Source organism: Alphaproteobacteria bacterium (assembly GCA_018662925.1).
GTDB lineage: Bacteria > Pseudomonadota > Alphaproteobacteria > 16-39-46 > JABJFC01 > JABJFC01.
In genome coordinates this window covers 1-11,640 of sequence record JABJFC010000003.1, presented here as the reverse complement: position 1 = coordinate 11,640, position 11,640 = coordinate 1, and the positions used below count along the sequence as shown (strand labels likewise).

At 40.7% G+C, this 11,640-nt stretch carries 10 protein-coding genes, 1 tRNA gene and 1 pseudogene; 7 read left to right on the top strand and 5 right to left on the bottom strand.

Features of this window, described 5'->3' with window-relative positions; translation table 11 throughout:
- Positions 1-325: 325 nt before the first annotated feature.
- Positions 326-1,570: an Rpn family recombination-promoting nuclease/putative transposase gene (locus HOL16_00175; GenBank protein MBT5389120.1), complete on the top strand. Its 1,245-nt coding sequence runs from the start codon at positions 326-328 to the stop codon at positions 1,568-1,570.
- A gap of 102 nt (positions 1,571-1,672) precedes the next feature.
- On the opposite strand, the gene HOL16_00170 is transcribed toward HOL16_00175, so the two are convergent.
- Positions 1,673-2,497: a helix-turn-helix transcriptional regulator gene (locus tag HOL16_00170; protein MBT5389119.1), complete on the bottom strand. Its 825-nt coding sequence runs from the start codon at positions 2,495-2,497 to the stop codon at positions 1,673-1,675.
- 330 nt (positions 2,498-2,827) lie between these two features.
- On the opposite strand from HOL16_00170, the gene HOL16_00165 reads away from it, so the two are divergent.
- Complete coding sequence (locus HOL16_00165) at positions 2,828-3,727, top strand: hypothetical protein (protein ID MBT5389118.1); 900 nt, start codon at positions 2,828-2,830, stop codon at positions 3,725-3,727.
- Between the two features lie 264 nt (positions 3,728-3,991).
- Here HOL16_00165 and ltrA read toward each other — a convergent pair.
- From ltrA to HOL16_00150, 3 genes and pseudogenes are all read right to left on the bottom strand, one after another.
- A pseudogene (ltrA, locus tag HOL16_00160) lies at positions 3,992-5,449 on the bottom strand (group II intron reverse transcriptase/maturase).
- Between the two features lie 16 nt (positions 5,450-5,465).
- The gene (locus tag HOL16_00155) at positions 5,466-5,846 is read right to left on the bottom strand and encodes a hypothetical protein (protein MBT5389117.1); all 381 of its coding nucleotides are present in this window, start codon (positions 5,844-5,846) and stop codon (positions 5,466-5,468) included.
- Between the two features lie 759 nt (positions 5,847-6,605).
- Positions 6,606-6,682 (bottom strand) — tRNA-Met (locus tag HOL16_00150).
- 172 nt (positions 6,683-6,854) lie between these two features.
- Between HOL16_00150 and HOL16_00145 the strand changes: the two genes are divergently transcribed.
- The 5 genes from HOL16_00145 (at position 6,855) to HOL16_00125 (ending at position 10,568) form a co-directional block, all read left to right on the top strand.
- Entirely contained in the window at positions 6,855-7,187 is a 333-nt protein-coding gene (locus HOL16_00145) for a 2Fe-2S iron-sulfur cluster binding domain-containing protein (GenBank protein ID MBT5389116.1), read from the top strand.
- Positions 7,188-7,192: 5 nt separating this feature from the next.
- Positions 7,193-7,399 (top strand): Fe-S cluster assembly protein IscX, encoded by a 207-nt coding sequence (iscX, locus tag HOL16_00140; protein MBT5389115.1) that lies wholly within the window; start codon positions 7,193-7,195, stop codon positions 7,397-7,399.
- A 5-nt stretch (positions 7,400-7,404) separates the two neighbouring features.
- Positions 7,405-8,361 (top strand): hypothetical protein, encoded by a 957-nt coding sequence (locus HOL16_00135; protein MBT5389114.1) that lies wholly within the window; start codon positions 7,405-7,407, stop codon positions 8,359-8,361.
- A gap of 72 nt (positions 8,362-8,433) precedes the next feature.
- Positions 8,434-9,393 carry a hypothetical protein gene (locus HOL16_00130; protein ID MBT5389113.1) on the top strand — a complete coding sequence of 320 codons (960 nt, stop codon included), beginning with the start codon at positions 8,434-8,436 and terminating at the stop codon, positions 9,391-9,393.
- A 155-nt stretch (positions 9,394-9,548) separates the two neighbouring features.
- Positions 9,549-10,568: a hypothetical protein gene (locus HOL16_00125; protein MBT5389112.1), complete on the top strand. Its 1,020-nt coding sequence runs from the start codon at positions 9,549-9,551 to the stop codon at positions 10,566-10,568.
- Positions 10,569-10,643: 75 nt separating this feature from the next.
- Here the strand turns inward: HOL16_00125 and HOL16_00120 are convergent, their stop codons facing one another.
- On the bottom strand, positions 10,644-11,411 hold the full coding sequence (locus HOL16_00120; protein ID MBT5389111.1) for a DsbA family protein: 768 nt from the start codon (positions 11,409-11,411) through the stop codon (positions 10,644-10,646).
- Between the last annotated feature and the right edge of the window lie 229 nt (positions 11,412-11,640).

Below are 11,640 nucleotides of genomic sequence, written 5' to 3'. Positions count from 1 at the left end.
TCTTTTACAACAGCATTTATCGCTCTTAAACGAAGGGCTTCTTGTGCGTCTTGGGATAACTTGCGGGCGTCTACTAATTCCATGGATAGACACTATCAGAATAACTCGCTTAAGTCCACTGTTTTATTGCCGGAGTAATATCGAAAAGCAGTTATGTTCATATCCAGAAGGTGGTAAAACATCTTTAGCCTAAGGGGGATGCTCTTCATCTCTGAATTCACCTTGCATCTCATGAGTTCGCGACAAAGCAGATGTTAAGGTTTGACAGAATAAATGAAGTGATTTATTAGTAAGAAATAATACTTCACAATAAGGAGCGGAAGCTATGAAATATACAAAGCGCCTTCTTGTAAGTTTCTTGCTGATATTAGGCAGCATGTTTTCTTCATTTGAAGCAAATTCAACTGGTTTAAGAGGATTGTTGCCGCTTATAGAAGACGCAGTGGGCTTACTCAGTAATCGTACACATCGAGCAATCATAACTAAGCCTGTACGTTCCTTTCATTCAACACCTAGTCTATTGAAAGATACAGATGATAAAAAAGCGGGGCAAATATTTGGTATACCAACTTACGACTCGGCCTTTAGACATATGCTTACTGCGGATGATGTTCGCCTCGATTTTGTCCAAACGTTTGCACAGAATCTTGATATTGTAAGTACAGAACCTCTCGATCACAATTTAGCACCTATAAAGGACTTTACAGCATTAAGAGACATTTTAAACACAAAACAAACAGCATCTGTAATGCACCGTATTAGAAAAGGTGAGTTATATGTTGTAGAGACAAAGTCCGTTCAAAAACATAATGGAGCCACACAAGTTTTTGATGAGTTTGCTCATCACTTTAACGATTTAAGAGATGCCTTTCCGCGCCCTTTAAAGGCTGCTCAAATGGATCTGGCTTACCGCCTATCCGATGGGCATTTTGCGATTGCCGAGGTGCAAGTCGTTCCACAAGACTTCTGGGACCGACGTGCTCTTGCTTATGCTGCGCTCTATTTTGGACGTCAACTTCGCTCAGGTGACGATTGGGGAGAACTCCGCAAGGTTATTGCTATCAATATTCTTGGGGGAGGAAAGGATGATAAGCGACATTGGGTGGATACCCCAAAAGAAGTAATAAGGCATTACAAGTTTATTGATGCATTAAATCCCTCTAATGTAATTGATGGCATTGAGTTAATTCAGTGCTCGGTTTTAAATGAGGGAGATATAGCAGATCCTAGAATGCGTGAGTGGGTTGAGCTTTTTCGAGAGGCGCACCATAAATCATGGGATGATGTCGATAAGGTGAAATCGCCAGTTATTCGTGAGGCATATGAAAGACTTCGGATGGACAAATTCCCTCCCAACGTTATGAGAGAGTACGAGAAAAATGATAAAGAATTCAGCCGATACTCCGGCCATACGACTATGCTCGTTGAAGAGGGAAGAGAGGAAGGAAGAGAAGAGGGTGTAGAATCCAAAGCTAAGGCCATTGCAACGAATATGCTTAATGAGAAGTATTCTGCGAAAGAAATTTCACGTATCACTGGATTAAGCGTGGAGGAAATCGAAAAACTTTAGTCTTAAAAAAGAATGGTTAAGGATTCGGATAAAGGCTGCACAAGCTTGACTTTCGGCTCAAGGCATCCAGAAACCAGTATAATCCTTCCCAAGCTAATTGTTTTAAAGTTCCAAAGGATTGTTTTGGAGCAGAGATATTAAATCGGATCTTCTGTTGTATCCCGTTTTTTCTTTAATGTTCCTTATATAAAATTCTATTGTTCTAGGGGAAAGTTCAAGCTTTCTCGCGACTCCTTTTGCTGTTTCTCCCTTCGATAAATACTGTAAGCACTCAATTTCTCTTTTAGACAAAGAAATAATGACTCCATTTCGATTTATATAAGTTTTTGAGAGGTCTGCATCAGGAAACAGTTCACCTGGAATGATAAAGTCTTTTTTGCTGGTTTCATAAATTTTCGCTTTAGAAAAATAGGTTTTCTTTCGATCCGATGGACTAATAATTTGTCTCGCTTTTTCTCTAAAAAAAGCTATAAATTTTTCTATCAAACTTATATTTGAGACATAAAATTTATTGATAGAAGTTCTGTTTATATTTGTAGCAAAGGAAAAGGATTCCACTGAATCATCCTTACATATAAAGGTTCTCGTAAATCCATTCCAAATATTATGTTCTCGTAATGCAGAAAACAAGCGATTATCATCAACTGCGCACCACGTCATATAGGGGAGAAATTTTGATTTGCTAAATAAATTTGCAATTTCATCATCGTCTTTAAAATTTTCCAGAAAAAATTCAGCCCATCTTAATTGATTGACAACTGCTAGATGTTTCCCATTTTCTAAAACTCTATGGTAGCAAAAATAGGTGAGTCCTACTTTATCTAGAAATGGTTGGCATATCTTCCGAACCTCTTCAGTCGTAGCCTTCATGTACTCTAAAGGTCTACCATTCATATTCCGAGTAATATTAGTCATATTTTTATCCATTTGTTTTTGCTGTATTTTATAGATAAATTGTAGCTATGATTATATTTTAGCTCTTCTTGATATTCTTAATAGATTCTCCGCTAAGAATCAAGAAAATCAGTAATCATGAAATATGTTTCCCTGTAATTGAATCATAGGGATTTTGTCACATTCTCCACTCTTAGTTCCTTTCGAAGACGAAAGAAAAAGCCTCTGACTTATTTCTAAACAATGACGCTTGAATCGCTAAATGAACAATAATACGGCATTTTTCGCCGTATTGAATGCCGGTCTTATTCAATTAAGATAAACAATAATAAGAGTTGTATCAATAATTGGAGTGTCATATTTATGTATTTAACAATTAAACTAAGTTTAGTTATTGTGTGTGTTTCATTATTAATAGAAAAATTGTCGAGGAGAAAATCATTCTTTGCATTCCTTCCAACTGTGATTAGAAGATTTATCCTAATATTTTTAATAAATTATCTAAGTTTAATTAATTTTTCAACGACACCTTTAGTGGCTGGTTTTGATGAACTTGAATCAGTTTCAGAAAAACGTGTTAAAAGCCATTCGGTGCATTGGGATCGTATGGATTTCTATATATTTGATGCTAAAAATCCTGGCAAATTTCGAGAACAACGAGACACAGCATACAATTTTTGGTGCAAGAATTGGGAAGACACTTATAAAGACCTGGGAGTAACAGATAGCAAATTATATTCTGACACCTATATGAGAAGTAAAGTAATGGCATTATTTGATGGGAGCCAAGCAGTAGCATTACATCTTATGTATGAGTTAGATCTTGCTAGCCAGTGTGATTTGAAACATTCTAGCCTTGAGTTTTATCCAGAAGAAATTTTATCAATGTACGAAACACAAAGTCTAAATAATGTCCTGCTGATAGGCCAGGCGACGGTACACCCAGACTGGAGAACGAAGAAAATTGGAGTTTCTCTTGGCGGAGATCTATTATTTTCCCTTGGAACAAAAATTTTAAAATCATCCAGTGCAGACGGCATTATTGGCGTAATTAGAGCAGATATCCCATATTATCATGGATCAGTATTTAGGTGTGGTGCAGTTAAGTGCGGAACCAAAAGGATTTATCAAATAGCTTCCGATTATTTTTATATTAAAAAACAAAACGCATTTACTAGTGAAGAACCAGATGTTTTAGAATTAACAGAAAAATTTTGGAAAAAATTAAAAACTAATGAGCAATGGAATAAACCAGCAGTATAATGCTAGGAAAAACTTCCAATTTTTGAGATCTAATTAGCGATAGAATGCATTCTAGGACAAAATATTGCAAACAACTTTAAAAAATATTCATCAATAATCTGCTCTTTCGCGAGTAGTCGGGTAACAGAGGAGGCATTGCTGCCCCCTCCGTCCCCTGAGAACCGTGCTTGCAGATTTCTCCGCACACGGCTCAAGCCTTTATAAGACTGTACTTAGTGTACAGTCCGGTTTTCCAAGTTCGTCCAAACATTGTTCAGGACCTTTCTATCGAGAGGAACGAATATTGCTGGATTTCCCCCTCTTTTCAAAATATTCCTTGAACTGAGGGTCGTAGGGAGTTGCTACTCCTTTGATCTTTATGTATCGCTTGATGGAGATGTGCTTAGCAGCCGCTAAGTCGAGATACTCAGGAAACAGTTGTCCCTTTTTCTTGATTTTAGCAGAGAACTGCTAAGTCCTGGCCCCCACGGCCCTGAAGTACTTCTTGTTCCTCCAGGTCTTACTTTTTGTGGGATGCCGTCTTTTCATCCATCGTTGCAGAGCCATATAGATTTCTGTGTCGATGTAGGAGAATGTTCTTTTCGAAGCCGAATGTCGGAAGAAGTTCGCCCATCCAATTATCTTTGGATTAAGCTGACGTATAAGATCTTCCGTCTTAACGGACTTACTGGATTTGATAAGTTCCCTGATTCCCCTTAAAAAGTTTTTGACGTTGCCTTTTGAAGGTTTCGTCAAGAGGAGTCCATTATACTTACGTATATTGAACCCAAGGAAATCAAATCCTTCTTCGATATAAGTTATCTTGGATTTCTCCTTAGAGATCTCCAACCCTCTTTCCTTCAAGAACCCTTTTACAATAGGGACAACTTCTTTTTCCAACAATTCTCTGGAGTTTCCAGTGATGATAAAGTCGTCTGCATAAGAGACGAAGTTCACCTTTCGGTATTTGAGGCGCTCTTTGAGGAGTGCTTCAAGACCGGATAGTGCCATCACCGTGAGTGTTGGAGAGATATTGCCCCCTTGTGGGGTTCCTTTAGGGGAGGAGGGAAAGATAACTTTCTTCTCCATAAATCCAGCTTTCAAGAATTTACCAAGGATTACTTTGTCCATAGGTAAATTCTCTAATAACCAAGAATGAGAAAGCCTATCAAAGCAAGCTTTGATATCCCCCTCGAAGATCCACTGAGCAGAGAAGTTTCTCGACAATACAATAAAGCATTGTTCGATCGCGTCCGCTACCGAACGTTTGGGTCTGAACCCATAACTATTCGGATCTGCCCATTCTTCTGCAATGGGTTCCAACGCCAGCTGCCACAGGGACTGCATGGCTCTGTCTTTCATACAGGGAATGGAGAGTGGGCGCTTCCCAGCTTTAGGATTCTTCTTGGGTATATGAATTCGTCTCAGCAGGTTGGGATTGTATCCTTTTCTTTTGAGAGAGTTCACAGCTTCCATTCTCTGACGAGAAGAACGCCAGAGAATACCATCGACGCCAGGAGTTTTTGCTCCTTTCGTATGAACAACTCGTCTTACAGCATAACATTTACCATAAAACGAGCAGGTCAAGAGTCTTTGTAAAGCTTTCACTTTACCTTTCTTCCCTTCCTTAGTAGCCTTCGCAATACGGACTTGCAGCCGTTTTACCTGTTGTTCAATGATCTTCCACGGAATGGTGTCCCATTGAAAGGCTGAAGAGGCACCAGTTGATAATTTAGCTGTCATTTGCGTTTCTCCATTCTTACGGTTCTCCAAGTTCTCTTGCGATTAAAGACCAGTCAGACGTGGGCTCGCTTTCGCGCCGGGTAACGTTTGAACCCGTATCTTCCCCATTACAGGGAAGCGTTCGCTTTTTCTGACCTCCTACACCCGCACAGCCATAAGCTTCACTTACGATCTGCTGTCCCACAAGAGATGGGAGCTGTACGGGGTTATCGTGTTCCGCAAGAAAGACAGAATGGGTTAGGTTCGTCCTATCCACCGACAGCTCATATGGTCGTGATGAAGGAGCGCGCAGATCTTCATACCGAGCTGTGGTACCTTTTGGTCGAAGCGTATCAGGTCGTTTCGCTTCTTTACATTGACGGCGGTTACAGACGTTCACATAAGTTAACCTTACCATTCATCCCTAGTGCCTCACCACCGTGACCTGGCAGTTTCAGAATTCCCCTCACGGGGTATTCCTACGGTATAACCCGCGGCTCCATTGTCCCCTGGGCTTCGCACCACGACGTTACCGTCGTCGCACGCCAGGGTAGGGAACTGTTAACGACATAACAAGTTTCATCAAGATTACTCTTGTGAAACCATCTTTCTTGCGACATCACGTCGCACGCGCACTTATGTACGATTTTCAAATCGTACTTGTGCTTTGCAGCCACAGGCGTTCAAAAGGCTATATCAGAAACAAAAAAACAAGCAAGTTTTCCAAGTTCTGAGGGGCCATTGTAATTTTCAAGCTTTGTCCCTTTTAAAAATAGGAATACGCATGTTTTTTATTAGGCGCTTGCGCCAAAGCGGACATTAATTTCATGAATGTATATGCGCGCCTTTCTTGATTTTCAATCTTAGCGAAAGGACACTTTGATTTTTTGCTTTAGTTTTTATATGAAAATTAATTTTCATATATTGAAAAGGTTTGAGCCTCAAGGAAATATTCTTGAGACATTATTTTAGGAAACTGTGAGAGAAAATAGGCGAAAGAATCCAACGATTTTTCTTATTTTTATTTTTTAGCGTACCGAATATTAATTCCATTCTTAAAGGCATTGTACATGTTTAACCATAAAAAATTTCGAAAACTTACCTCCCAGCTGCGGCACCAGTGCGGCACCGAGATTTTTGGGATGTTCCAGAATTCTTGATAACTCTTTGATTTTCTTGGTTGCGGGGGTAGGATTTGAACCTACGACCTTCAGGTTATGAGCCTGACGAGCTACCGGGCTGCTCCACCCCGCGCCAAGAAGTATGTGCAGATCTAGCAGTTTCTTTCAGGGAAATCAAATTGAATCGGCCCAAAGAGAGAAAGTTTGTGCGATGTTCTGTAATTCTTGATTCTATTCCAACATTCCTATAAAGAAAGGATAGATTTTGATTATGTAAGCTTTGCTTTATAGAGCGAGAGGACTAAATGCCTAAGATTATCTTTGTTTATCCCGATGGAAACCGCCAAGAGATTGATGCCCCGTCCGGACTTTCTATCCTAGAAGTAGCCCATGAAAATAAGATCCCCATTGAAGGTGCTTGTGAAGGATCTCTGGCGTGCTCTACCTGTCATGTGATCGTAGAGCCCGAATGGTATGAAAAACTGGCTGAAGCCACGGAAGATGAAGAAGATATGTTGGACCTGGCCTTTGGACTGACGCACACGTCTCGCCTAGGCTGTCAAATTATTCTGAGTGATGCGCTTGATGGCATCACTGTCAAATTGCCTGATGCAACGCGAAACATGATGGTAGGCTAGCCTCCATGCATCTCAAATGGACAGACATTCACGACATTGCCATTGAATTAGAGGATGCTCGTCCAAATGCCGACATCGTGAATCTCCGCTTTACCGATCTTTGGAAGTGGATCCAAGAAATTCCGGACTTCTCAGACGATCCCGATCGCTCAAATGAAAAGATTCTAGAAGCCATCCAAATGGCTTGGCTCCAAGAACGCGGCCTTGCATAACCATTATGAATATCCTTCCGCTCTCCCTCGAGAAGGCCATTCAAACGCTGTTAAACACCAGCTCACCTAAACAACTTTCCCAAGCCCGTAAATCATTAACGAGCCAATACCGAGAGCAAAAAGGATCCCCAATCCTAAGCAAAGAACACTGTCTCTCATATCTAGCCACAAGACTCCCAGCCACCTTTCATGTGGCCAGGACTGTTTTTCAAGAACTGCAAGCTAGACTGCCAAAGGCTGCGCCAAAAAGCCTTTTGGACCTTGGAGCCGGCCCCGGAACAGTCTATTTGGCCCTCACACAAGTTTTTGATTCCGTGGAAATCGCCACCTTGATCGAACTAAACTCTCACTTCATGGAGATGGGAAACGCCCTCATCGAAGATACAGGCCCCATCCAATGGCAAAAGGCTTCTATATCTCCACCATTTCCCAGCCATGATATTGTGACACTTTCCTACGTTCTTTCTGAATTGCCGGAAAAGAATAGACTCAACCTTCTGGAACAAGCCTGGGAAGCCGCCAATCAGTTTCTGATCCTCATTGAACCAGGGACTCCCCATGGCTTTTCCCATATTAAAACTTGCCGCCAGCACTTAATAGGGAAGGGGGCCTTCGTCGTTGCTCCCTGCACCCATGAAAATACATGCCCCATGTCACCATCAGACTGGTGCCACTTTTCTGTACGCCTCAAACGGCCTCCGTTTCATAGAGCTATCAAAGAAGCCACACTGGACTATGAGGATGAAAAATACAGCTATCTCATCTTAAGTAAGGCTCCCATCCATCAAACATCTTCTGCACGCCTCACAAAATCGCCAAAGAAACGCCGAGGACATGTAATCATAGAACTCTGTACGTCAACCGGCCTAGAGAATCTCACCATCACGAAAAGAGAGAAATCTCTGTATAAATTCGCTCGAAAGGCCAAGTGGGGCAGCTATTATTCTCCTGATCATCTCTAAAAATTAGACTGTTTCCATATTCCCAAAAAATCAAAAGTACGCTAAAATTACAAAAAAATGAGTAGGGGTGCTATGAACCGTAAAGTGCAAAAATTGTTAGAAGCCGCGTTTATTGGACTTCTAGTGTTTATGTTCCTGACGTATGCATTGGGGGCTCTAATGGATGGCTGGATCCAAGAAATCTTCACTCATGAACAATATGTACTTCGTCATCTATATCCAAACTTGACAAACTATACCCAGCAGATGGGGCAATTTTCCACAATTCTAGCATTTATAGGACTAGGAGTGGGGTTTTCCAAATGCATGGGCTGCACATTGGCCTTTAATTATTCAAGATGTTGCCTTCCTGGGCCTGGAAAACTTTATCAAGGTCTCTATTTTGTTCTCCTTATTTTTCTCTTAAATGGCTTTTGGGTGGCCTCTTTTCCTTCCTGGGAAATTGTTTATACCCATGGCTTATGGACGCCTGCTTTGCTGAAATACTTTACACAAGCTTCTCCCAGTGCCCTCGCAACGCTCATTTTAGTCGGTTTTTTGATGAGTACTTACTCAGACACCATGCCCCTTCGCAAAAGAGTTCTCATTGGCATCCTTGCCGCAATTGTGGCCGTTACTGTGATGTGGCTCTTTGTCCTGTTTATCATAACACCAATCACTCTAGCTCAAGGATCCTATTTTGGGGACAATCCTTATCTTTATGCAGAGTTCTTGAAAAGCAGTTCTGCTGTAAATAAGATTATGACCATATTCCTCTCACTCACAGGGGCTTGCCTCATGTATGAGTATCTAAAAGCACTATTTCCTGGAAAAATAACCCTCCCAAAAAAGTTACTCCTAGTCGCTTTATTTATGTTGATGGGTGATCTCCTTATCTCCGCCCACTCACTACAATTCCTATTTGCAGGCTTCACTTGGGAAAGCTCTCTCCTAAAGCAATTGAAATCATGGGGAATTCTTTTTCCAGCTTACTTGGTAACCATTTGGACTTGGGAAAAGCTGAAGAACCGCAAACCCTTAAAAACCAAGTAATTAAACAACATATCTCAATCTCCAGATCCCATTAAAATATTTGCATTTTATCAATAGCATTATTTTGTTGATTAATGGTGTTAAAGTATAGTATAAATAACTATATTTCTATTACTATATTTTATTTAAATTATATTTGAGAATTATTTTATTAAATGTTTAGAGAAATTTTAGCAATATTTTTGCTGAGCGTTGCTTGTGCAAGCAATCTTTCTGCAAGCCCGAAGCTTACGGTACAATTCACAGTCGAGGATGAAACAATTTCTCAAGTGAGTGGAACACGCACGCCTCATCTTTCAGCCTGCTCTAAGATAGACCATCGGAACACTTTCGAACAAAATCATAGGTCTCTGTGCAAAAATCTAAAGACAACAGTAGATACTTTTCTTGAAGCACAAGGTGAACTGTTTTTTTATGGTAAATGCGCTACGGAGTATTCAGATAGATTTTGGGTTGTGGATGGCCACCCGAATAAGAATGCCGCCTTATTCAAGCTGCTTCACCTCTGTGAATCAACAATTACTCACTCCTTTATAGAGCAACGCGCCTTAAAACCACTCTCAAATAACCAAAAATCCAGAAATTTTAGCGCTAAAGTATCTTCGAAAACCCGAAGAGCACCTGGATTTCCCCATCTTACAGTTGGATCTATACCTTATACTGAAGCCCTATTGGCGGCTTATCCCGAGGATGTTGAAGCGACTTTTCGTGTTAATGGCTTAAAAATCATTTGGGACGATGGAACAGCGGATGGCAATAGAGTCTTTATTGAATATCAATTCGACACTTCACTTTTTCACACTTCAACTTCTGACGACTGTGTTTCTAAAAAAACCAGTTCCGACGTAAAAATTGATTTTGAAGCAGTTAGAGTGGCGCGAAAATATAAGCCCTCGAGGAGCGAATTTGGGAGTCCTACTATAGCAGATGTTATAGGTTGTACAGCCTCAAAAAGCTCCACAGAAAATGGAAGAATATTAAGTGCAGGAAGATTTTACCCTCGTTCAAATCGCACAAAAAAATCTCAACTTGTTGAGGCTAGCCTTCAACCCAAGGTGGATATTTACGACAAGGAGAACTTCCCAGCCCTGAAAGAGCCGACGAGCGTCAGTATGACAACAAAAATTAGAAGTTTCGGCTCCCCCTTAACTAGCGTTACCAGCCCACAAATTTAGGAACATTCTAGGGAAGAATACGATTAAATAAAAAAAGAGGGCCGATGGCCCTCTTTTTCTGACTAAAAAGCCTAATTAGCTAGTTTTTTTTTGAGTCTTTCGTGTTGTGTCGATAAGCTCCAAAAGCTGTTCCTTACTCATGGCACCTGGAGCAACTTTATCCCCAACGATAAAGCCTGGTGTTCCCGTGATGTTAAGAGAAAGCGCCAGCTCTACATTTTTCTTTAGTTTACTTTCAATTGCTGCTGAATCCATGTCTTTCTTAAGCTTGTTAACATTCAAGCCTTTGATCGTCGTTGCGATGGCCAAAATGCCAGTCTTATCCAAGTTGGTTTTACTTTCCATAAGAGCATTATGCATCTCTTTATATTTACCTTGCTCCTTAGCAGCCAATGCCGCTTTTGCTGCTAGCTCTGAATTTGGACCCAAGATAGGAAAGTCCTTTAAGACAACCCGTACATTACGATCAGCTTTTACAACCTCAAAAAGAACTGGTGTCATCCTTTTGCAGTATCCGCATCTATAGTCAAAAAACTCGACGACAGTCACATCTCCATTTGGGTTTCCAATGACGGGATCAGTAGAGTCACCGGTTAAATCATCTTGCAAACCTGTAAGAGCCTCGGTAGCTTTTTCTTGTGCTTCGTCCTCTTGAAGCGTTAAGAGCTTTTGCAAAGACTCACCAATGGCCTTAGGATTTTCTTGAATAGCCTGAAGGGCAAGTTCCTTTACGTGTGCATCTGATGTTGTGCCACTTACGACCCCTGATTTCAGCAATACAACAGTAACAGCCGTCCCAATCAAAAAAGCGGCTGAAAGTGATATGATGTTTTTAGTGTCCATGAAAGTTTGGTCCTTTATTCTTGTTAAAAGAAAGTTATGTCGCAGTTAATGATATAAAAACTCACCACAGTGTGCAACCGACTTTCACCACCCAAAATCCGCGATAGAAAATTAAATTTCTCCCTCTAGTGTGAAGGGAAGCAGTTTTTCCGATCGAGAGTGAATTTTTTTAGGTGTTAAATTTTTAAATTGACCCAAAGCGCTAAAAGTTATTCTAACCCTGGGTTTA

What these genes read in the sequence shown, in the direction of transcription:
- HOL16_00175 (MBT5389120.1), top strand. Translation starts at nt 326, where the DNA reads ATGAAATATACAAAGCGCCTTCTTGTAAGTTTCTTGCTGATATTAGGC.
- HOL16_00170 (MBT5389119.1), bottom strand. Translation starts at nt 2,497, where the DNA reads ATGGATAAAAATATGACTAATATTACTCGGAATATGAATGGTAGACCT.
- HOL16_00165 (MBT5389118.1), top strand. Translation starts at nt 2,828, where the DNA reads ATGTATTTAACAATTAAACTAAGTTTAGTTATTGTGTGTGTTTCATTA.
- HOL16_00155 (MBT5389117.1), bottom strand. Translation starts at nt 5,846, where the DNA reads ATGGTAAGGTTAACTTATGTGAACGTCTGTAACCGCCGTCAATGTAAA.
- HOL16_00145 (MBT5389116.1), top strand. Translation starts at nt 6,855, where the DNA reads ATGCCTAAGATTATCTTTGTTTATCCCGATGGAAACCGCCAAGAGATT.
- iscX (MBT5389115.1), top strand. Translation starts at nt 7,193, where the DNA reads ATGCATCTCAAATGGACAGACATTCACGACATTGCCATTGAATTAGAG.
- HOL16_00135 (MBT5389114.1), top strand. Translation starts at nt 7,405, where the DNA reads ATGAATATCCTTCCGCTCTCCCTCGAGAAGGCCATTCAAACGCTGTTA.
- HOL16_00130 (MBT5389113.1), top strand. Translation starts at nt 8,434, where the DNA reads ATGAACCGTAAAGTGCAAAAATTGTTAGAAGCCGCGTTTATTGGACTT.
- HOL16_00125 (MBT5389112.1), top strand. Translation starts at nt 9,549, where the DNA reads ATGTTTAGAGAAATTTTAGCAATATTTTTGCTGAGCGTTGCTTGTGCA.
- HOL16_00120 (MBT5389111.1), bottom strand. Translation starts at nt 11,411, where the DNA reads ATGGACACTAAAAACATCATATCACTTTCAGCCGCTTTTTTGATTGGG.